21 protein-coding genes and 1 tRNA gene are annotated in these 19,703 nt (G+C 52.0%); 12 read left to right on the top strand and 10 right to left on the bottom strand.

Translation table 11 applies throughout. The features are described from left to right. Nucleotides 1-420, top strand: a 420-nt coding sequence (locus tag F8I07_RS01640; RefSeq protein WP_292654887.1) for an efflux RND transporter periplasmic adaptor subunit, incomplete at its 5' end; no start/stop codon positions are given. 154 nt (nt 421-574) lie between these two features. Beyond that, the gene (locus F8I07_RS01635; RefSeq protein ID WP_292654890.1) at nt 575-2,653 is read left to right on the top strand and encodes a bifunctional diguanylate cyclase/phosphodiesterase; all 2,079 of its coding nucleotides are present in this window, start codon (nt 575-577) and stop codon (nt 2,651-2,653) included. A 69-nt stretch (nt 2,654-2,722) separates the two neighbouring features. On the opposite strand, the gene F8I07_RS01630 is transcribed toward F8I07_RS01635, so the two are convergent. Continuing rightward, a tRNA-Ser gene (locus F8I07_RS01630) sits at nt 2,723-2,813 on the bottom strand. A gap of 87 nt (nt 2,814-2,900) precedes the next feature. Here F8I07_RS01630 and F8I07_RS01625 point away from each other — a divergent pair. Next, nucleotides 2,901-3,035 (top strand): hypothetical protein, encoded by a 135-nt coding sequence (locus tag F8I07_RS01625; protein WP_292654885.1) that lies wholly within the window; start codon nt 2,901-2,903, stop codon nt 3,033-3,035. Then, nucleotides 3,035-3,553, top strand: coding sequence for a peptidylprolyl isomerase (locus F8I07_RS01620; RefSeq protein ID WP_292654882.1), 519 nt, complete (start codon nt 3,035-3,037; stop codon nt 3,551-3,553). The genes F8I07_RS01625 and F8I07_RS01620 overlap by 1 nt, the downstream gene beginning before the upstream one ends. Before the next feature lie 9 nt (nt 3,554-3,562). On the opposite strand, the gene F8I07_RS01615 is transcribed toward F8I07_RS01620, so the two are convergent. Genes F8I07_RS01615 through mobB form a run of 4 tightly spaced genes read right to left on the bottom strand, consistent with a single transcriptional unit; the run spans nt 3,563 to nt 5,707 of the window. Then, nucleotides 3,563-4,123, bottom strand: a complete 561-nt coding sequence (locus F8I07_RS01615; protein ID WP_292654880.1) for an adenine phosphoribosyltransferase — start codon at nt 4,121-4,123, stop codon at nt 3,563-3,565. A 15-nt stretch (nt 4,124-4,138) separates the two neighbouring features. Next, complete coding sequence (locus tag F8I07_RS01610) at nt 4,139-4,357, bottom strand: hypothetical protein (RefSeq protein ID WP_292654878.1); 219 nt, start codon at nt 4,355-4,357, stop codon at nt 4,139-4,141. Then, a complete protein-coding gene (locus tag F8I07_RS01605) occupies nt 4,344-5,201 on the bottom strand; it encodes a class 1 fructose-bisphosphatase (RefSeq protein WP_292654875.1) in 858 nt (285 codons plus the stop codon). The genes F8I07_RS01610 and F8I07_RS01605 overlap by 14 nt, the downstream gene beginning before the upstream one ends. 2 nt (nt 5,202-5,203) lie before the next feature. Next, nucleotides 5,204-5,707, bottom strand: coding sequence for a molybdopterin-guanine dinucleotide biosynthesis protein B (mobB, locus tag F8I07_RS01600; protein WP_292654872.1), 504 nt, complete (start codon nt 5,705-5,707; stop codon nt 5,204-5,206). A gap of 200 nt (nt 5,708-5,907) precedes the next feature. Between mobB and F8I07_RS01595 the strand changes: the two genes are divergently transcribed. The 4 genes from F8I07_RS01595 to F8I07_RS01580 all read left to right on the top strand — a co-directional run bounded on the left by F8I07_RS01595 (nt 5,908) and on the right by F8I07_RS01580 (nt 7,820). Then, a complete protein-coding gene (locus F8I07_RS01595) occupies nt 5,908-6,417 on the top strand; it encodes a hypothetical protein (RefSeq protein ID WP_292654869.1) in 510 nt (169 codons plus the stop codon). A 92-nt stretch (nt 6,418-6,509) separates the two neighbouring features. Beyond that, nucleotides 6,510-7,442 carry a peptidoglycan-binding protein gene (locus tag F8I07_RS01590; RefSeq protein ID WP_292654867.1) on the top strand — a complete coding sequence of 311 codons (933 nt, stop codon included), beginning with the start codon at nt 6,510-6,512 and terminating at the stop codon, nt 7,440-7,442. Nucleotides 7,443-7,463: 21 nt separating this feature from the next. Then, nucleotides 7,464-7,589 (top strand): hypothetical protein, encoded by a 126-nt coding sequence (locus tag F8I07_RS01585; protein ID WP_292654865.1) that lies wholly within the window; start codon nt 7,464-7,466, stop codon nt 7,587-7,589. Between the two features lie 87 nt (nt 7,590-7,676). Beyond that, nucleotides 7,677-7,820, top strand: a complete 144-nt coding sequence (locus F8I07_RS01580; protein ID WP_292654862.1) for a hypothetical protein — start codon at nt 7,677-7,679, stop codon at nt 7,818-7,820. A 15-nt stretch (nt 7,821-7,835) separates the two neighbouring features. Here the strand turns inward: F8I07_RS01580 and murA are convergent, their stop codons facing one another. Then, a complete protein-coding gene (gene murA, locus F8I07_RS01575) occupies nt 7,836-9,110 on the bottom strand; it encodes a UDP-N-acetylglucosamine 1-carboxyvinyltransferase (RefSeq protein ID WP_292654859.1) in 1,275 nt (424 codons plus the stop codon). Between the two features lie 210 nt (nt 9,111-9,320). Between murA and F8I07_RS01570 the strand changes: the two genes are divergently transcribed. The 4 genes from F8I07_RS01570 (at nt 9,321) to F8I07_RS01555 (ending at nt 12,898) form a co-directional block, all read left to right on the top strand. After that, the gene (locus tag F8I07_RS01570; RefSeq protein WP_292654856.1) at nt 9,321-10,025 is read left to right on the top strand and encodes a hypothetical protein; all 705 of its coding nucleotides are present in this window, start codon (nt 9,321-9,323) and stop codon (nt 10,023-10,025) included. Nucleotides 10,026-10,262: 237 nt separating this feature from the next. Next, the gene (locus tag F8I07_RS01565; protein ID WP_292654853.1) at nt 10,263-10,598 is read left to right on the top strand and encodes a hypothetical protein; all 336 of its coding nucleotides are present in this window, start codon (nt 10,263-10,265) and stop codon (nt 10,596-10,598) included. 8 nt (nt 10,599-10,606) lie between these two features. After that, the gene (locus F8I07_RS01560; protein ID WP_292654852.1) at nt 10,607-12,667 is read left to right on the top strand and encodes an ATP-dependent helicase; all 2,061 of its coding nucleotides are present in this window, start codon (nt 10,607-10,609) and stop codon (nt 12,665-12,667) included. A gap of 27 nt (nt 12,668-12,694) precedes the next feature. After that, on the top strand, nt 12,695-12,898 hold the full coding sequence (locus F8I07_RS01555; protein ID WP_292654851.1) for a hypothetical protein: 204 nt from the start codon (nt 12,695-12,697) through the stop codon (nt 12,896-12,898). A gap of 2 nt (nt 12,899-12,900) precedes the next feature. Here F8I07_RS01555 and F8I07_RS01550 read toward each other — a convergent pair whose 3' ends face one another. From F8I07_RS01550 to F8I07_RS01535, 4 genes are all read right to left on the bottom strand, one after another. After that, entirely contained in the window at nt 12,901-13,515 is a 615-nt protein-coding gene (locus tag F8I07_RS01550; RefSeq protein ID WP_292654848.1) for a class I SAM-dependent methyltransferase, read from the bottom strand. A gap of 126 nt (nt 13,516-13,641) precedes the next feature. After that, nucleotides 13,642-14,274 (bottom strand): TetR/AcrR family transcriptional regulator, encoded by a 633-nt coding sequence (locus F8I07_RS01545; protein WP_292654845.1) that lies wholly within the window; start codon nt 14,272-14,274, stop codon nt 13,642-13,644. A gap of 599 nt (nt 14,275-14,873) precedes the next feature. Further along, nucleotides 14,874-18,710, bottom strand: a complete 3,837-nt coding sequence (locus tag F8I07_RS01540; RefSeq protein ID WP_292654844.1) for an FIST N-terminal domain-containing protein — start codon at nt 18,708-18,710, stop codon at nt 14,874-14,876. A gap of 44 nt (nt 18,711-18,754) precedes the next feature. After that, nucleotides 18,755-19,627, bottom strand: a complete 873-nt coding sequence (locus F8I07_RS01535; RefSeq protein WP_292654842.1) for a diguanylate cyclase — start codon at nt 19,625-19,627, stop codon at nt 18,755-18,757. Nucleotides 19,628-19,703 lie beyond the last annotated feature (76 nt).

Here is a 19,703-nt window from a genome sequence, read left to right as displayed (position 1 = left end):
CTGGCCCGCACCAAGGTCTACGCCGAAGTGGACGGCTGGGTGAGCAACATCAACTTCCAGGTCGGCTCCCAGGCGGTGGCCAACAAACCGATCCTGGCCCTGGTGGACCGGCACACCTTCTGGGTCTTCGGCTTTTTCCGGGAAGATGCTGTCTCCGATATCAAGGTGGGCGACGAGGCGAGAGTGACCCTGATGGCCTATCCCGACACGCCGCTGAAGGGGAGGGTGGAGTCCATCGCTTGGGGCATCACCCCGCCCGACGGCAACCCCGGCCCCAATCTGCTGCCCAAGGTCAAACCGGTCTTTCAGTGGATCCGCCTGGCCCAGCGGATTCCTGTACGCATTGCGTTGGAGAAGCTGCCGCCGGAGGTGAAACTGCGTGTGGGGATGACCGCTTCGGTATTGATCAAAAAGCAATGATCCGTTGTCAAGAGAATGTCGAAGTGTTTCAATACGATGTTGTTCCCATTCTGTTTACTCAGGTTCTATGTTGCTCGTTTTTTTCAGAAAATTTCAAGCAAATCAATATTGACTAATATAATTATCATATAATAAAAAGGAGGGGGGAGTGAATATGCAAGTGAATAATCAGAAAGATCTTTTGAAAAAGAGACGTTTACCTGACCATTTTTCCGAATTGATAGATGCCCTCTCCGATATCGTTTTTCAGCTGGATGATCAAGGTTGCATCACGTACCTCTACTCAGAAGGCGAGGAGAATCCTTTTGATCTCCATAAAGAAGACGTGATCGGACGGGAGCTGAAAGAGGTTTTTCCTGTTTCCGTGACCCACCATCTTGACAATGCCTTTACCGAGGCGCAGCGTCAGGGGAAACTCCAGGTTGTGAGATTCTCTGTCAAGCAGCGGGGAAAGGAGAAAAATTTCGAAGGTCGGATTATCCCCACAGGCGGAAAAAACGCACACCGTAAAAGCGCCATAGTGATCCTGCGGGATATCACGGCCGATGTCAATTCCCGGGAGTATTTCAATCTCATTAAAAAAATCTTTGAAGAGTCCACAGAGGGGATGATGATATTTTCTCCCCGAAGCAACAAGGTCTTTTTCAATGAAGCCTTCTTTCGAATGTTCGGGTTGAAACTTGATGAAAATCCGGGAAAACGGATCGAAGATTTTGAACGATTTTTCAAAGCGGAACAGTTTGCGATGATCAGAGAATCGATTCGTAAGCACGGATCCTATCACGGCGAAGCGACCCTGATACGCCCCGACGGCAGCCGAATCAGCGTCTGGCTCAATTACGACCGTCTGCAAAAGGTTGAATCCGATGGCGATGGGACCTACGAAATCGCCATACTGACCGATATCTCGGAGTTGCAGGAATTTCAGGAAGAATTGCATTTTTCCGCAACACATGATGTGCTGACAGGACTGCCCAACCGTCGTCTGCTTATGAACCATCTCGAACAGGCGATTCAACGCTGTGTGCGAAATCACCGTTCCGGCGCACTCTTTTTTATCGATTTGGATGACTTCAAACAGGTCAACGATACCCTGGGACATAGTGCCGGGGATACAGTGCTGACAGAGTGTGCCAAAAGGATTCGATCCGCCATTCGCAAAAGCGATATTTTCGGTCGGCTTGGCGGCGACGAGTTTTTGCTGATTGTCGAAGAGATCAAATCTCCCGATGATTTGATGCATTTGGCGCATAAAATCATCAATGTGGTCAATCAACCATTTGATGTCGGCGGATTTCAATACCATATCGGCGTCAGTATCGGTGTGGCGACCTTTCCCAATGATTCAACGAATCGGGAGGAGTTGCTTCGCTACGCTGATATGGCGATGTATCAGGCCAAAGAACAGGGGAAGAACCGTTACCGTTTCTATTCCAATACGCTGGATCAAAAACTCAAACGCCATTCGATGATAGAGAATATCCTTCGTTATGCTTTAGAAAACGACGGGTTCTATCTGGTCTATCAACCCAAAGTCGATCTCAATACCAATATGCTGACAGGATTGGAGGCTCTGATACGCATCGACGAAAAGATCGCGGGACCGTTGCACCCCCAGGAGTTTATCCCCATCGCCGAGGGAAGCGACCTGATACTCAAAATCGGCCAATGGGTCTTTGAACGATGTTGCCAGACAATGGCGCAATGGAAGCAGGAGTATCAAGTCAACAATATAGAGATCTCGATCAATCTCTCTCCACGGCAATTGATGGATGGAAATTTCGCCGATTTTGTAGAGCGCGTACTGAGAAAATACGGACTCGATCCTACAATTATCGAATTTGAAATCGGGGAAACGGCTTTTGTCCAGTCGCAGAAAGCAAGTGAACATACGATTAAAAAACTTCAAAATATCGGCTGTAAAATTTCAATCGATGATTTCGGAACCGGCTATACCTCCTTGGCGACATTCAAGAGATACAAAGTCGACAAGCTTAAAATCGACAAGTCTTTCATCGACGAAATCTCCCTTGACGGCAGAGATCAGTCTGTCGTCAAAGCTTCCATCGCTTTGGCCGATGCCATGGATCTCAAAACCGTGGCCATCGGCATCGAAACCGATGATCAGCGACAGACGCTCCGCCTTTTGGGCTGTAAAGAGATGCAGGGGTTCCTCTACAGCGAACCGAAACGGGCACCGGAGATTTTGTATCTATTGTTGAAAGAACGCTGAAAAAATAGTGAATTGTTGTAATTGAGTGGCCAAATATTACGAAAAAAGTAGAGAAAATAAAGATCGGAGTGGCGGAGACGGAGGGATTCGAACCCTCGGTACCCGTTAAGGTACGCACCCTTAGCAGGGGTGTGGTTTCAGCCAGCTCACCCACGTCTCCGTAAGAACGCCGAATTATAATCGAAAAAAGTTGAACCAAAGCTGAAAATTGGCTACAATCCACCTCATCTTGAAGGCAGGAGAGACCATGTTCCAGAAATTTGCGCCGTTACTGATACTGCTGCTCTTTGTCCTGGCGACGATCTTCATTGTCCTGGGTCTTGAAAAAGCCAGCGACATGACCCATCCACCTCAGAAGACTATTCAACAAGGAGAAAAGTGATGTTCGGAAAAAAACTCAAAGAGTACAAGCTCAGCCCCGAAGAGCTGCAAAAGCTCCAATACGCCCTGGTCAAGACCCCCAAGGGGACCATTAAGATCAAACTCTATCCCAAGGAGGCCCCCAATACTGTGGCCAATTTTGCCCATCTGGCCAACAGCGGCTTCTATGACGGGTTGAAGTTCCACCGGGTCATTCCCGGGTTCATGGCCCAGGGAGGATGCCCCCATTCCAAGGACAATCCGCGTCTTGCCGGTACCGGCGGACCGGGATGGGCGATCCGTTGTGAGATCGACAACGGCATTCCCCACAAGCGCGGGGCTCTCTCTATGGCTCATGCGGGCAAAGATACCGGCGGTAGCCAGTTCTTCATCACCTTCGTCGACACGCCCCATCTGGATGGCGTCCACACGGTATTCGGAGGAATAGAGGAGGGGGATACGGAGAGCTTCCGGGTCCTCGACAGTATCGAAATGAATGACGATATCGACGAGATCCGGGTCGTGGAAAGTACCGACTGACCTTTCCGGTCAGAGTTGAATCACCGAGTAGACCGGCGCATCAATTCCTTCCCGTCCTTTGAGAAAGATCAGTTCCATCACAAAACAGCACTCGACACATTGGGCACCCACTTTGTCGATCAGACGTGCGGCGGCGGCAGCGGTCCCGCCGGTCGCAATCAAATCGTCGATGAGGAGTACCCGGGCCGGACGTTCCCGGCAGAGCCCGCCCTCTCCAAAGGCGTCGATGTGGATCTCCACTTCATCGAAGCCGTACTCCAGCGAATACTTTTCCGAAACCGTTGTATAGGGGAGTTTCCCTTTTTTCCGGATGGGAACGAAGCCGATCCCAAGCCGGTCGGCCAGCACGCTTCCAAAAATGAATCCCCGGGCGTCGATCCCGGCGATATAGTCCAGATCGTATCCTGTATAGCGTTCCTGGAGATGGTCCATCAGGGTCTGAAAAGCCTCCGGGTTGTTGAGCAGGGTGGTGATATCTTTAAACTGGATACCCGGTTTGGGAAAATCCGGGATGGTACGGATACTCGAAAGGATCTTTTCTTTTGCCTCGGGGCTGAGTGTCGGGGACATGGGCTCTCCTTTGGATCAGAATTCGAAACCGCCGCCGGTTCCTTTGTTCATACTCTCATAGACGGCGTTGACATACTCTGTACGAATTTCGCACTGAACAATCGCCTCACAGTTGAGGCAACTCTTCAGTCCCTTCTCCTGCTGACAGGCTTTCAGGGTTTCCAGCTTTTGGGCAAGGGCCTCTTCCCATTTATCGGAGGGAAAAGGTTTGACCTGTTGATCAGGCGATGCCATACGCTTCTTTCATCCGGGAGATTTCATAACGGGAGCCGAAAAAGCAGGGGCTGGTGGCATGGGGATGTTCCGCGACGAGCTCCAGGAGACGCTCTCCCCGGTCATTCACAGCCTCCCCGCCGGCAGCTTCATAAATCATGGCAAAAGGAAGGACTTCAAAAAGCAGGCGCAGTTTGCCCTCGGGTTTGTCGCTGGTGCCGGGATAGCTGAAGAGTCCGCCTCCTTTGAGGAGGATCTGATGCAGATCCGGAACCATCCCGCCGCTGTAGCGCAGGCGATACCCCTCGGCAAAGAGAGAATCAATGAAGGCTTTGTGCGTCGGGGACCAGTTTTTCTGGGTACCGCCGGGGGCATTGAGTTTGCCCTTTTCTTCCAGACGGACCTCGGCGCACTGGAGATTGAAAAGCTGACTGCTGCCGCAACGGTAATGCTGTACGACGGCATCGTCCGCCGTGACCGTCACCATCTCCAGCCGGGGACCGTAGACGATATAAGCGGCAGCCCGGAGAGTCGCACCGCAGGGCTCGCCCTCATAGATGCCGAAGATGGTCCCGACAGAAAAATTCACATCGACAATACTCGATCCGTCCAGCGGATCGTAGCAGACCGTATATTTCCCCTTGGGATGGACCGACATCGGTTCTTCCTTTTCTTCGCTGATAAGCGTTTTGACGATCGGAAGCTCTTTTAGACCGTGTTCTACCAGTTCGTCGGCATAGACATCGAGTTTGAGCTGGTCGTCCCCCGAAGCGTTGCAGTTGTCACTATACCCCATCTCCTGGTCTTTGATAGCCCGGTCGATATCCAGGGCGATCTCTTTGATTTTTTGAAAAATCGATTGCATCTTCAGTTCCTTTCTAGTTTTATGGCATGTCGGTCAATCCAGCGGATGACGGCTTCGGTGTCATTGAGATCGAGAATATCAACCCCCTCGGGGAGGACGAGCGTCTCTTGGTCGATACTATCGTCAATCGCGACAGCCTGCAAAACCGGCAGATAATCCGGGTCGATCCGGCCACGGAAAACACCGATCCTGGGCAGAGGAAGATGTTTGAGCCCCTCGACCAGCATCAGATCGAATTCACCGAAGAGCTTTGCAACCTCTTCGACAGTTCGGGGCCGGTGGGAGAAGAGGGTGGTTCGGGTAGGGGAGAGGACCGCCACCTCGGCGCCGCTTCGGAAAAAGCGATCGCTGTCTTTGCCGGGACGGTCGAAATGGGCTTTGTCTTTGGGATCGTGTTTGACGATGGCCACTCTGCGACTCTTTGCCAATCGCTGGGCGATCTTCTCGATCAGGGTCGTTTTGCCGCTGCCCGAGGGGCCGGTGAATGCGATCGCTTTCTGCTCCATTTTTCGCCTTTGTCTCTATTGATTCCTTTGAAAAACAATTCCCGGATCATCTCCGATCGTCTTTTCAGAGGAGTCTCTTCGGATTCAGAGCTGATTGTATACTATCTCTGCTGAACACTGGGAGGTGGAACAGGGAGATCGATATGTTACAATGTTTTAAAAAATGCAGACGATAAGCGGATGGTGAAGGAATGAGTTGTATGGCGGGTAAAAAAACGATCGCGGCAGTGTGGGGAGCAGGGATATTGCTGTTGGCAATAACAGGATGTGCATCCAAAGAGGACAAGGCACTTTTTGAGAAGATTCACTGCCGAAATCCGGAACTCAAAACGCTCCAACAGAGTGAAAAGGCGGTTTTTGGAAAAAGTGAGACCGACAAAACCATCGTTCTTGCCACCTATTTACCCCAAGAGAGTCTTTCAAATTCAAAAGAGACTTTTGTCATCGCTGCCTATCCGTCAGAAGGAATCAGACTAGGGCGCTTCACGCTCGAGAAAAAAGCTCCGATCCGGGTCACAAGGATTCACCGGAAAGATCTTTCTCCTGTACTTGCCCATACTATCCCTACATGGTTTGCACTCTATCGCCTCCAATTTCCCCTCTCCGCAGAAAAGCGTATGCGTTTGCATATCGTAAGCGAGGATGGTGCCAGCCGAGATCTGTTTTTTTATAAAGGGCCCAAATATCTGATAACAAAGCCCAAATTTTAATCTTCTCCCTTTGTGACGTTCGGTCTTCTCCTTAAGCTTGGATACTTTACAATAGTTATGGATAATTACAATGATTAAGGAGAGGATAAGAGATGAAAAGATTAACAGCATTGGCAACTGCGGTATTGATGACGGCAGGAGGCGTAGAGTCACTGGAGGCAGGATTCGGTGACGCCGTAGCAGGTGGTATCGTCGGCGGGGTCGTCGGTTCGGTGATCACCAACGAGATCTATCACAGCGGACGGCATCGCCATTATCGGCACCGTGTCGTCCATCGTCGACCGGCAGCTCCCGTCATGACCGACGAGATGAGGATCCAGCAGGCCCTCAAAAATCTGGGATATTATCGGGGCCCGATCGACGGTCAGATCAACTCCTTCGTCACTCGCAACGCCATCAAGGAGTTTAACCGTGCTTATGAGATTGGTGATACCGCCTATATGAGTCCGCAGGAGCGTGACGCTCTGATCTATCTGGGGAACCTGTTGGAGTTGGACCGCCAGCTTACAGCTTCAGGGAACGATCGACGCTCCAAAACACGCCGCATTCAGGCTGCGTTGAAAGTCTTGGGCTTTTATAACGGCAAAGTGGATGGTTCGACCGGCCCGATGACACGCCGGGCGATCGCCGAGTATCGACGGGCCAACGGCTTGCCGGCCGGCTATACCCTGGGGTATGAAGATGAGTATCGTCTCATCGACACCGCCAAACGCTCCAACGACAACAATATCCAGGAGACGATCGCTTCCCTGAAACGTCTCGGCGCGGCTTCGGCACAACAGCCGTATCAACCTCGACCCGCTTCTCCGGCGGCACGACAACCGGTGATTCTGCAGCCTGCACCGGCACAGGCTCCGGTCCAACCCGCCATTACGCAGGAAGCTCCCGCTCCGATGGCCCCTGCGCCGGCACCCCAACCGGTACAAGGGCAACAAACTCCTCAAGCCGTTCAACCGTCTGCTCCGTCTCCGGTAGATAATTCTCCGGCATCTCAACAACCGGCACAGAATAGCAACGCCCAGTAAAAACTCAGAAAGGAGGCGGAGATGACTAAGAGGGTGATGTTCTCGATGGTCATCGGAACACTCCTGGCAGTAGCGATGCCCTCGGACTATTGTCCCCAGCCGCCCTGGTGTTCCGGAGATCGAAGCCGAATGAGTCCGGGAGAATGAACCGTCTGTAGTGATGAAATCCTGAGTATCGAAGACAATCTTCTCAGTTCAGTCTATCGTTATCTGCAGTTCTACCCAACTGTCGATGTGGAAGCGCCGCGTCGAGAAGAAAAAGAGTGGCTCAGGATCCGGAACCGTCTGGCCGATCGGGACGATCTGATGCTGCTCTATCTACAACGGATCGAACTCCTGGCCAGACGTTTGGCGGAAGCGAGGAGGCAGGCCCCCTGAAATATCAGTGGGTAATCATTCGCTGCGACGGGTAATGGCGGCACCGAGGGAAGCAAGTTTTCCCTGAAGATCCTCATAGCCTCGGTCGAGATGGTAGATCCGGCGCACCCGGGTCGTACCTTCGGCAGCCAATCCCGCCAGGACAAGAGCAGAGCTGGCCCGTAAGTCGGTCGCCATGACATCAGCTCCGAAAAGTTTCTCCACAGGGCGTACTGCGGCGGTGTTGCCTTTGAGCCAGATGTCGGCTCCCAGCCGGTTGAGTTCGCTGACATGCATGAAACGGTTTTCAAAAAGCCGCTCTTCGATCAGGCTCTCTCCCGAAGCCAGCGTTGCCACCGCCATCAGCTGCGCCTGCATGTCGGTAGGGAATCCCGGATACTCCGCCGTAACAATATTGACTTCACGCAGTTCCCCCCGGGCCGGATAGATGGTCACACTGTTTGGGCCGGGATAGTCAAATCCGCATCCCATATCCTCCAGTTTGTCGATGGTACTCTGCAGATGTTCCGCATTGACCGCTTCCAGGGTAATCTGGGAGTAGGTGATCGCGCCGGCACAGAGATAGGTGCCGGCTTCGATGCGGTCGGGGATAATGGAAATCTCTTCGGAGAAGTTCAAAGGGGCTCCTCCCGTTCCCTCCACCCGCAGCCGCCCCGTCCCGACGCCTTCAATCTTGATGCCGCCGATTTGAAGCATTTCACAAAGTTGAACGATCTCCGGTTCTCTCGCGGCATTGATGATCTCGGTGGTTCCATGGGCCAGGGCCGCTGCCATCAGAGTGTTTTCAGTGGCGCCGACGCTGACTTTGTCGAAAACGATCTTGCTGCCCTGCAAACCATGCTCCGGAGCGATCGCATGGACATATCCCCCTTTGATCTCGATGGTGGCCCCCATGGTCTCAAGCGCTTTGAGATGCATGTCGATGGGACGTTGCCCGATGGCACAACCGCCGGGGAGGCTCACTTCACATTCGCCGAAACGGGCGAGGAGGGGTCCCAGAACCAGGATCGATGCCCGCATCTGGGCGACGATCTCGTAGACCGCCCGGGTCGAATTGATCGGCCCGGCATCGATCACTGCGCGGTCCGCTTCATGTTCCACTTGGGCTCCCAGGATCTGGAGAAGTTTCAGTAGCGTCCGGATATCCACGACATTGGGAAGATTGTGGACGGTAACAGGCTGATCACTCAGAATAGTCGCTGCGATGACGGGTAGGGCGGCGTTTTTGGCTCCGCTGATTGTTACGGTGCCGCTGAGGCGCCTTCCCCCTTCGATTTCAAGATAGTCCATAAAACTCCTACCATATATTTATACATCGATTTCGCCATTGTATCCAAGAAGGGTTAAATCGAGCGAGTGCTTCGATATTCTATTATTTAATATAGATTTGATATTTTAAAATAAAAGTTTTGATATTTTTAGATATGTTTAATCTTTGGCCTGCTACTATATTACTTAATATTCAAACAAGAACCTCTTTGAGATGAGAATGGATAAAAGATGAGTGATGCATTAGAGAGACTCAAGGCATTGGGCAGTAAGCTCGATGTAAAATTGAATGAAAAGAAAAAAAAACCGGTACGTCCCAAACAACCTTCATTGATCGAAAATGACGAAAGTTCTGACGTTGCGGTGACCGTCGCCCAAAAACCCGTGTCAAAACCGGTGAAAGAGCAGGGGGCTGCCGCGGATTTGCCGCAACCTTCTGCCACGGATGAAAAGCGTGAAGAGGCCGCAGTCCATGAGGAAAAGAGCGGGGAGGCACGCCGACTGGGACAGATCCTGTTGCACCATCTGGGGATCGACAGCCGTACCGAGCCGGTACGGGCCCAAAACCTGAACCGTCTTGCCGAGCTCTTTTTGCAGTTGGAGATCAATAAAAAAGTGCAGAAGATCGAGGAACTTTTCATCTACAAAGCGATGAATATCAGCGGAATCGGTCTCAAAGAGGAGGATTTCGGTGAAATACGTGAGGGAAAATATGTCCAGGTGATCGCCATCACCTACGAACCGGATAAAAACGGCAAGAAAAAGGCCAAAAACATCTCCCTGGGCTACTTCGGCAAAGCGGAGACTCTGGAACCCGCCCGCAAAAACCAGGTGATCGAGTTTGTCCTGCGCTGGCGCTACGAAAAGGCCTTCCAGAACCTGGAGCACTATCGTCTGCTCCTGGAAAAGGTCCGTCCCAAAGAGAGCCTTTTCTAAGTGAGTGCATTGAAAAACTTCTTTTTGTCATCCTGAACACGCTTCAGGATCCACGGTTTGATATACTTTCCAAGCCCCGGATTCCGGCTTTCGCCGGAATGACGAGGATGATCTCTTCTTTTGTGAAAAGTCCAATCACCTCTCCACCACGAGCAGATCTTTCGGAGAGACAAGAAGTCCTCTCTAATACAATCTTTGTTAAAATCCGCCATCCAAGACCAACAATGAGGTAAATGAATGAACATCGAACTGACTCCCGAAAATCTCCTGATCCAACTCGGATATCCCGTCAAAGAGGCGACACTGGCCCAACTGCAGCGCATCATCGACAACACGCCCGGTTTCGAAAAGTTTGCCAAGCATATTCTGACGCTCAACGACGAAGTGAAGCGCTTCGCCGGCATCGTCGCTCTCTCCAACTCCAAAGACTATCTGAAAGTCAAGACCGACAGTACCAATCCCGAAGAGATCGAAGCCTTCAATGACTATGTCAAGCAGTGGGCGGAGAAGTACAAAGTCGCCCTGGAAAAGGTCGACGGCAAAAACACCTACTATATCCTCGGCCACAAGTAAAAGACTCCATGCCGCTCAGCAGGCTCAATGACGAGCAGCGCCGGGCGGCGACGGCTCCGGCCGGCCGCAATCTTATCATCGCCAGCGCCGGCACCGGCAAAACCTCCACGATCGTCGGGCGGATCGCCCATCTTCTGCAGCAGGGCATTCCGCCTGAAAAGATCCTTCTTCTGACCTTTACCAACAAAGCCGCGGGAGAGATGGTCCAGCGGCTCAAACACTATTTCCCCGCCCAGACCGTCGATCGGATCGAAGCGGGGACCTTCCACGCTGTCTGCTATCGCTGGCTCAAAGCGCGACTGCCCCAATCGACCCTCAAACAGCCCGGCGAACTCAAAACACTTTTTCGCAGTATCTACGAGAAACGGGATCTGAAACGGCTGGGATACGAGACGCAGCCCTTCTCTCCCGCCTATCTCTACGAACTCTACCAGCTCTATCAAAACGCCGCCCTGGAGAGTTTCGATCAGTGGTTTCTTGAGCGGTACCCGGAGCACGAGGCATGGATGGATATCTATCTGGATATCTGTCAGGAGTACGAAGCGACCAAGGAGGAGTACGGTTTCCTCTCTTTCAACGACCTGCTGCTCAAGGTGAAGTCCCGACTGGAAGAAGGAGAACAGATCGGCTTCGACGAGGTACTGGTGGATGAGTATCAGGATACCAATACCCTCCAGGGGGCGTTGATTGACGCGCTGGAACCCGCCTCGCTCTTTTGTGTCGGGGATTACGATCAAAGCATCTACGCCTTCAACGGAGCCAACATCGCCAACATCGCCACCTTTACCGAGCGTTATGCCGAGGCGCGGGTCTACACGCTGCGGACCAATTACCGCTCCGGGGCGGCCATTTTGGCCCTGGCCAACCGGGTCATCGAACGCAACGAACGTATCTACCCCAAAGAGCTGATCGTCGGCAGAGCGGGGGAGTCCCATCCGCCGAAACTCCTGATCTACGAGGAGCTCTTCGAACAGTACCAATCCATTGCCTCGATGATCGCCGAGAGTGCGACGCCCCACAGCGACATGGCGGTGATCTTTCGTAACAATGCCAGCGCCGACGGGATCGAAGCGAGCCTGCGGGAGCGGGGGGTCCCCTGCCGCCGCAAGGGGGGAACCAGTTTCTTTGAAGCCAAAGAGGTGAAGTTTCTGCTGGATCTCTGTTCACTGCTGGTCAATCCCCGGGATATGATGGCCTTTATCCATATTTTTGAATATGGCAAAGGGGTCGGGACCGCCATGGCCAAAGAGATCTTCCAGTGCCTGATCCATTTCGGAGAGGGGGATCTGCGGCGGGGATTGCTCAAACCTGCCGTCACGACTCTGCCCAAACTCAACCCCAACAAAAATACCCAGCTGGGGCTTTTCGACGACGACCTAGAGATCGGTTCTGTCACCCGCTTCGCCCATATGGAGATGGAGGAGGAGATTCGGGCTCACCCGCTGCTGAAGCATCCGAGACTGGGGCAGGACGGGGTACGGTTCTTTATCGAATTCTACCGCTTCTACCGGAGCATCGACCGGAGCCAGCGACCGGCGACGATTCTGCGCAAGGCGGCCGCTTCGCCGCTCTATCAGAGTGTCGTGGCGATGCTTTCGGCCCAGCGGGCCCGTCTGAAGAGCGGAGAGCTGGATCCCGAAAAAGAGGAGCAGGCCAGAGAGAGGATCCTGCGTAAAGCGCGTCTGCTGACGGATCTTGCGACCCACTACTCGGATCTGCATCGCTTTGTCAATGCTATGATTTTAGGAGGCGGAGAGATGAGTGAGGGGGAGGGGGTCAACCTGCTGACAGTTCACGCTTCCAAAGGGTTGGAGTTTGCCGAGGTCTATGTGATCGATCTGATGGACGGGCGCTTTCCCAATCGCAAGCTGATGGAGCGCACCGGGAGCCTGGAAGAGGAGCGCCGTCTCTTCTATGTGGCGGTGACCCGGGCCAAAGAGCGGCTCTACCTCTCCATGGCCCGTTACGACCGGGTCAAAAAGATCGATTTCAAACCCTCCCCCTTTCTGGAAGAGGCCGGTTTGATCCGGTCGGATCAGGGCCCGGCCTCCTCGCCAAAGCGCGTGTGATATAATTCAATCAAAAAAAGGAAGAGCATGAGCAACAAACGTGTCGAGCATCTGGAGAAGATCAAAGATGCCATCAACAAAGCGGATCTGAGTGAAGAGGAGAAGAGCAACGCCTGGAAACATATCGAAGAGTGGTACGCCGAGGATAAAGCTTTCGGCACCCTCTATGAAAAACTGGCCGAAATCTCTCCCAAAATCGAGGCCCTCCTGGAAGAACTCGGCCTGATCTGAGCTCAGCTCTGCGGACGATACCCGCTCAGAAGAAAAGCGGAGTAGTCTCCCTGGGGCTTGCGGATGACCGTCGCATCCCGTATTTCGACATTCTCAAACCCTGCCTCTTTCAACCACTGCACTATCTCCTCCCGATCGAATCCCAAATGTTTCACTCCCGTATCAAGTGTATGGAAACTGCCGTCTTCGGTGTCGATATCACAAAAGGCGGCGAAGCCTCCCGGTTTGAGCAGTGTCAGCAGGTGGCGAAAGAGTACGGGGACATCTTCGATATGATGCAGGGTCATCGTGGAGACAATTCCGTCCACCCGGATCTCGGGGAGTTCATCCCGGCAGAGATCCTGCTGAAGGAGTGAGAGGCGGCAGGGGAGTAGATGAGATTTTTCCTGCAGCTGGGAGATCATCGAAGGGGAGATATCCACGGCGGTGATCTCCGAGACCTCCGGAGCGATCCGCTCTGTCAGCAGCCCGGTCCCTGCACCGAAGTCCAGCAGATGCATTGCCGGACTCAGCGGCAGATGCTTCCGTATCACTTCGGCCATCTCATCGACGTAACGCAGTCGATAGTCGGTTTCGTCGTATCCGGCGGATCGTACTTCAAAATGATCTTTATTCATATTTATTCCTATTAATATGTTTTAATATAAGATTCAATCAATAATAATATCAATTGAAGGCTCTAAAAAACTTCTGGAAAAAGCCATTATATACAGTGGCTCCTGAATCAAATTCTCGACAAGATGTCAGAAAAGGGTCTTTTTTATCGTCTCGTTCTCCTGGATTCGGATCGAATCCCAAAAGAGATCCACATGCTTTTCAAACATCGTAACCGCAGAAGAGGTAGATTTGCCGTCCATTTTGAGCAGAACAACCTGCATCTGATAATAAAAAAGCGGAGCGAAGAACTCGTTGGCAAGCAAAAGCGGATCCGAGGAGCGGATCTGCTCCTCCTGCATCATCTGAAAGAGCAGAGAAGAGAGTCGCTTGACATTCTGCTGATAGAAGTGTTCATGGTAAAGATCGCGGATCTTCTCGTTACGAAAGAGCTCCTGCATCATCAGGCGGAAGAGGGCTTCATTGCGGGGATCGAAACTGATGAGCTTGAAAGTGGTGGCGATACGCGCAAGAAGCTGTTTGCCCGTTTTGCTCTGCGATTCCTCCTCAAAAAGATGTACCAGGGCCGATTCGGTGAGGTTGTTGACCAGTGTCTGCAGGATCTCTTCCTTGTTTTTGAAATGGTTGTAGATAGCCCCTTGTCGTATACCGACCTTCCCGGCGATATCCCGCACCGTCGTGGCCTTGTACCCCTTCTCGGAGAAGAGAGCGAGAGATTCCTCTAGAATCTTCTCTTTGGTGCTCTTGCTTTTATTGTCCATAAAATGGCCCTTTTGAGATGTTTTTATATATTATAATGAACAAATGTTCATAAGTCAAGGGTGAGGAAGGAATTCGTTATGAACATTTGTTCATAACGGAATATAAGTCCTTTTTCCTGAAATGAACAAATGTTCACATCACAGTATATTAGGGTTGATCCAATATGAACACTTGTTCACTTCATCTGCATTGGTATCGTATGATCTATTTTGGGAGGCAACAAATGCAAAAGTGGGAATTGAGAAATGCTGGCGGAGATAGGCCTTTGAAATCTACTATCGACAAGGACACTTTTCAAATAAAAGAGAACCCATGTTCCTGGAAGCCTGGATAAATCCGCTGTGAGGAGATTCCCTCAAACTCATGAATGTCTGTGTATGAACTTAGCCTCGGGTTTCCAAAATCATCACCGCACCAAGTCGCTAGCTCAAACCTTTGTTATTGAATACCGTCGAAGCGTCAATTCTGCTATGTTGTTTATTAGATAGAATATATATTATGTTAACCAGACATAATATCCACTCTCTTCGTGCACCGACTCCTACCGATCAGTTGATCAAGTCGTTATCTTCAAGATCCTTAATGAAGGAGTCAGCGACTATCCCTCACGCTGCTCATTACTCTGAGCTGAGGACTTGAACGCACTCTCAACCAATTTGACGATTTCATCATAATCCCGTTGTTCAACCAATCTTACCAGTCGATCAATCAATTCCGAATCTCTCGAATTGAGCCGATACTCTTGAAACTCCTGAAGAATCTGTCGGCATTGACGCGAACGTCGCCTGGCCGCGTATCGGCTCAGCAGTGTGAAAAGTTCTTTTTTGCGTCCGGGAAGTATTTTGGGTTTGCGCCGTGGTGAGTCATCTTGGGCGATGCTGTCACACTTTTCGCTATCCGTTGTCTCTTTTTCACTTTTTTCAACGGACTGCAAGCCCTGTTCAAGCTCTTCCAATACCGCTTTCAACTCTTGATCGACTCGTCTCCTGATCTGGTGATCTGCGGGGACTTTTTCCAAATCTTCAGCGTAGCGGTTCAACGTCATTGCTCCGATATTGGCGCTAAGCCCTTTGAGGGTATGTGCCGTGCGTTCTATCTCCTCGGTTGAAAGGTTTTCCCAATCAACGGTTCGATAGTTTTTGAGAAACTGTTCGAGTATTTTGCGATAGAGGCGTCGGTTGCCGCCGAAATGCGGCAGCCCTTTTGCCGTGTCAATACTTTGAAAGTGAGGCAGAGGAATACTCTCATCTTCCGGAAGCCCCCTTCCCCCCGGAGAAAGCGTCTCTCCGTTTTCCATCGTTCCAAGATAGCGATGGATCACCGCGTAGAATTTTTCCACATCGATCGGTTTGTTGAGATGATCATTCATACCGCTTCGACGGGTCATTTCTATATTTTCACGAAGGGCGTTGGCCGTCAGCGCGACGATGGGGACACTGGGGTCTTCCAGGCGGATCCGACGCGTCGCTTCGTAACCATCCATCACCGGCATCTGAATATCCATCAGAATCAAATCGTAGCGTCCCGGATGGCGATGGACCATTGTGACCGCCTCCCGGCCATGGAGTGCGATTTCAAGTCGTAGCTCCGGATAGGCATTGAGCAGATTTTTGATAATGATCTGATTGGTTTGATTATCTTCCACCAACAGAATTCGGCCTTTGAGATGTCGGAATTTTCCGAGACGTCTCTCTCGGGCTCCGAGATGTGCCTGCTCGCCCATCATATCGGTTCCCAAAAAGAGATCGCTGAGCACATTGTTGAGGATGGAGGGGTTGACCGGCTTGTGGAGGCAATACTCAGCGCCCGATTCATGTACTTTCGGCGAGAGTAGGACCTGGCGGTCACTGCTGAGCATGATGATCGGCGGAAGGAGCGAATCATCGGGGCAAAGACCGCGAAATTTTTCGAGGAGGAGGAATCCGTCGATATCGGGAAGATTTTGATCCATGAGGATCAGATCATAGAAAAGGTCTTCCCGACATTGCCCTACTTTCTCCAAGGCATCTTGAGCGCTGTAAGCATAGGCAACCGTCAGATCAAAGGAGCGCAAGATCTCTCCCAGGATCTCACGCCAGGCTTCATTTCCCTCTACCAACATAACATGTCGTCCGCTAAAGAGATTGTAGTGCCGATCCTGGGGGTCGAGTTCCTGCAACGGCAATTCGAAACGGAAAGTGCTCCCCTCCCCCGGCGTACTCTCCACTTCGATCTTTCCGCCCATCATCTCCACCAACTGTTTGGAGATGGAGAGTCCCAGTCCCGTCCCTCCGTAGCGACGTGTCGTACTGACATCGGCCTGGGTAAAGGGCCGAAAAAGCCGGGCAAGCACCTCCGGAGACATACCGATTCCGGTATCGTGCACTTCAAAACGGACCCTGTTGGCTCCTCGGCGTTCGATATCCAGGGCGATCTCTCCGCGTTCGGTAAACTTCACGGCATTGCTTAGCAGATTGGTGAGAACCTGGGCGATGCGCAGTCGATCACCCAAAAAGCGTTTGCCCAATTCCAAATCGTAATGGACTGTCAACTCCAGGCCCTTTTCCCGGATCCTCGGCTCACTAACCGCCAAAACCTCTTCGACCGTTTCAAAGAGATCAAACTCCACCTCTTCCAGTTTCAATTTTCCCGCTTCGACCTTGGAAAAGTCCAAAATATCGTTGATGATCTCCAGGAGATTCTTGGCGCTGTTTTCAATGATCTGGACATACTCCTTCTGAGAAGGGTTGAGCTCGGATTGGGTCAATAGATGAGCCATCCCCATGATACCGTTCATCGGCGTCCGGATCTCATGGCTCATATTGGCCAAGAAGGCACTCTTGAGCCGTGTTGCCTCTTCGGCTTTGCGTTTGGCCGCTTCGAGGGCCTGCTGATTGCGAAGCCATTGGGTAACATCCTGCACGTTGATGAGAATTCTCCGGGGATCTTCCAGCAGCGACATGGAGAGCGTGACGGTAATGAATTCTCCGTCTTTGCGTCGGCACTCTTTGGTGTAGTTTTTCAGATGTCCGCGCTCCAAAACCTTCGAGATGGCCTGCCGGGAAGCTTCGAGATATTCCGCCCGGGTCAAGTCGGAACAGTGTAGTCCGAGAAGCTCTTCGCGGCTATAACCCGTCATCTCGCAATAGGCCGGATTGACTTGAAGGAAACGCCCCTCCGCCGGATCAATAATGGCTATGGCCCCCTTGCTCTGTTCAAAAATAGTCCGGAACTCCTCTTTTTGTCGATTGAGCTCCCGAGTGGAGACATCGATCAGATGGGAAAAGGCTCTAAACGTCCAACGCAACGGCTGATCCCGTCTGGACAACTCCTTCGGCAGAGATCTCGTCGGCGGAAGAGCATCACCGCCCTCCCCCAGCGCAAGAATCGTCATGGTTTCATTGAGCAGATGCTGACCGTAGAACTCACCGTAGGTAAAAAAACCGGCCGTGGGAGCCAACATGGCAAAGGGTTCGATCTCTTTGCCGATTGTATCGGGCATGAAACGGCGTCTTGCCATACAGGAGTAGATATAGATCGCCTCAACGGGCTGGCGGGCCAGATCCAGGGCCAGTTCAGGAGCCGCATCCAGGATCAGCTCGGCATTGCCGTAGCCGAACTGCACTTCATCCCCCTCACGAAACTTCCCGGCGAAAACCAGGGAACCGTCCTGAAGCGTATTGATCACCGCTCGGGCGATCGTCTGTCCCTCCCGTTCCATAATCAGAGGAAATTCGATTCCCGTCTCCGGAAGTCTCCGGGCGACCTCCTCCCCCAGATAATAGGCGTAGATCTCCCGGGCAGGCCGATCGTCGATAGTATGAACCACATTGCCTTCCGCCGAGGTGATCCGTAGGCGTCGACCGATAGGGTTCCAGTTGAAACTGTAGCGGTTCGTCACCGTCAATGACGGAGAGCTGAGCGCCACGGCGACGGCGCCTCCGCGTACCACACGATTCCTATCGAAAACATAGGTCCCCTCGAAGCGGGCGGAATCGCCCGACAAACCGCCGGCGACATGCACGGCTTCATCTACGGAAGCGATTCCCTGAACAAAGGCGTCTCCGTCGCCTTCCAACCCGTCGATAAAAGCGATAATCACCCGGGTCTCATTGTCGATCAGGCTTTGGGCTACGGCTCTGCCCGCCGTTTCAAACTCTTCTATCTCTTCGATAAGGTGACTCCGGAGAGAGGTCTTTTCAAAAAGCGTAAAGCTCAATACGTTTTGATCCAGGATCACTTCGCTTCCGCAGATTCCGCCGTCGGTACTGGTCCCGAGAATCACTGCCTGAGGGAAATACCGGGCCAAATCTTTTCGCAGGACATCGAGTTTCAGGGGATCGGGATCACCGCAAAAGGCCTGAATCAACAGGGAGGGAGAGTCGACGATCCCTTCCCGGGAGCAGAGGCTGTTCCACGCTTCAGGGTCGCGATAGCAGGTTACAAGATGTTTCATCAGTCAATATATCCCGTCACTTGGAATCTTTCACACGATTCGATTCAGGTATCGAGAGGGGTACAAACCCGATTTCGACCTTGGTTTTTGGCTGCGTAGAGTGCGTCATCAGCCCGTTTGAGTACCGGATCAAGCGTCTCTTCTCCCTCCAGGTCCACCTGGGAGACTCCGATACTGACCGTCATGGAGACAGCCCCGTCTCCATAGGGGATTTGGAGTTTTTCTATCTCTTTGCGGGTACGTTCCGCCAAAAGCACCGCCACATCCTGCTCGGTATTGGGCATCAGAATCACAAACTCCTCTCCGCCGAAACGGCAGAGTAGATCACTCTCCCGGTAGCGTTCCGTCAGCTTCTCCGAAAGTGCGGTAATGACCCGATCTCCCGTCTGGTGGCCGTAGGTGTCGTTGATCTGTTTGAAGCGGTCGATATCCAAAATGGCCAGGGAGAGCGGATGGTGTTCCCGGCGGGCCAGTTTGAGGATCTTGTCGGCCATTGTGGTAAAGTAGCGGCGATTATAGAGCCGGGTCATAGGGTCGATCGAGGCGAGCAGACGCAGTTCCTCCTGCAGTTCCTGGATTCGCAGGGCGTTGCCCACCCTTGCCAGGAGTTCCCGATGACGAAACGGTTTGGTGATGTAGTCGCTGGCCCCGATTTCGTAAGCATGTTCAATGGATTCATCGTCGTTTTTCGACGTGATGAAAATGATGGGAATATGTCGTAAACTTTTGTCGGCTTTGATCATACGGCAGATTTCGTACCCATCCATTCCCGGCATGAGGATATCCAACAGGATCAAATCGATCTTCTCTTTGGCCAGGATCTCCAGGGCTTCTTCGCCGGAGGTAACGTCGATGACGTCGAAACGATCCAATAATTCCGAGAGTATGTCGAGATTGACGACTTCGTCATCAATCACCAGTATCGTTTTTCTTTTCATATTTTTAGTATAAGCCAAATTTTGATTATTTGAATTGATCTAGCTCAAATTCTTA

It is taken from the genome of Nitratifractor sp., assembly GCF_015487065.1.
Taxonomy (GTDB): Bacteria; Campylobacterota; Campylobacteria; order Campylobacterales; family Sulfurovaceae; genus Nitratifractor.
Note: the sequence above shows the minus strand (reverse complement) of the source record. Positions and strands in the feature narration are given on the sequence as shown.

Bases quoted from the DNA above. Each gene is read 5' to 3' on its own strand.
- F8I07_RS01635 (WP_292654890.1), top strand. From the start codon at position 575: ATGCAAGTGAATAATCAGAAAGATCTTTTGAAAAAGAGACGTTTACCT.
- F8I07_RS01625 (WP_292654885.1), top strand. From the start codon at position 2,901: ATGTTCCAGAAATTTGCGCCGTTACTGATACTGCTGCTCTTTGTCCTG.
- F8I07_RS01620 (WP_292654882.1), top strand. From the start codon at position 3,035: ATGTTCGGAAAAAAACTCAAAGAGTACAAGCTCAGCCCCGAAGAGCTG.
- F8I07_RS01615 (WP_292654880.1), bottom strand. From the start codon at position 4,123: ATGTCCCCGACACTCAGCCCCGAGGCAAAAGAAAAGATCCTTTCGAGT.
- F8I07_RS01610 (WP_292654878.1), bottom strand. From the start codon at position 4,357: ATGGCATCGCCTGATCAACAGGTCAAACCTTTTCCCTCCGATAAATGG.
- F8I07_RS01605 (WP_292654875.1), bottom strand. From the start codon at position 5,201: ATGCAATCGATTTTTCAAAAAATCAAAGAGATCGCCCTGGATATCGAC.
- mobB (WP_292654872.1), bottom strand. From the start codon at position 5,707: ATGGAGCAGAAAGCGATCGCATTCACCGGCCCCTCGGGCAGCGGCAAA.
- F8I07_RS01595 (WP_292654869.1), top strand. From the start codon at position 5,908: ATGGCGGGTAAAAAAACGATCGCGGCAGTGTGGGGAGCAGGGATATTG.
- F8I07_RS01590 (WP_292654867.1), top strand. From the start codon at position 6,510: ATGAAAAGATTAACAGCATTGGCAACTGCGGTATTGATGACGGCAGGA.
- F8I07_RS01585 (WP_292654865.1), top strand. From the start codon at position 7,464: ATGACTAAGAGGGTGATGTTCTCGATGGTCATCGGAACACTCCTGGCA.
- murA (WP_292654859.1), bottom strand. From the start codon at position 9,110: ATGGACTATCTTGAAATCGAAGGGGGAAGGCGCCTCAGCGGCACCGTA.
- F8I07_RS01570 (WP_292654856.1), top strand. From the start codon at position 9,321: ATGAGTGATGCATTAGAGAGACTCAAGGCATTGGGCAGTAAGCTCGAT.
- F8I07_RS01565 (WP_292654853.1), top strand. From the start codon at position 10,263: ATGAACATCGAACTGACTCCCGAAAATCTCCTGATCCAACTCGGATAT.
- F8I07_RS01560 (WP_292654852.1), top strand. From the start codon at position 10,607: ATGCCGCTCAGCAGGCTCAATGACGAGCAGCGCCGGGCGGCGACGGCT.
- F8I07_RS01555 (WP_292654851.1), top strand. From the start codon at position 12,695: ATGAGCAACAAACGTGTCGAGCATCTGGAGAAGATCAAAGATGCCATC.
- F8I07_RS01550 (WP_292654848.1), bottom strand. From the start codon at position 13,515: ATGAATAAAGATCATTTTGAAGTACGATCCGCCGGATACGACGAAACC.
- F8I07_RS01545 (WP_292654845.1), bottom strand. From the start codon at position 14,274: ATGGACAATAAAAGCAAGAGCACCAAAGAGAAGATTCTAGAGGAATCT.
- F8I07_RS01540 (WP_292654844.1), bottom strand. From the start codon at position 18,710: ATGAAACATCTTGTAACCTGCTATCGCGACCCTGAAGCGTGGAACAGC.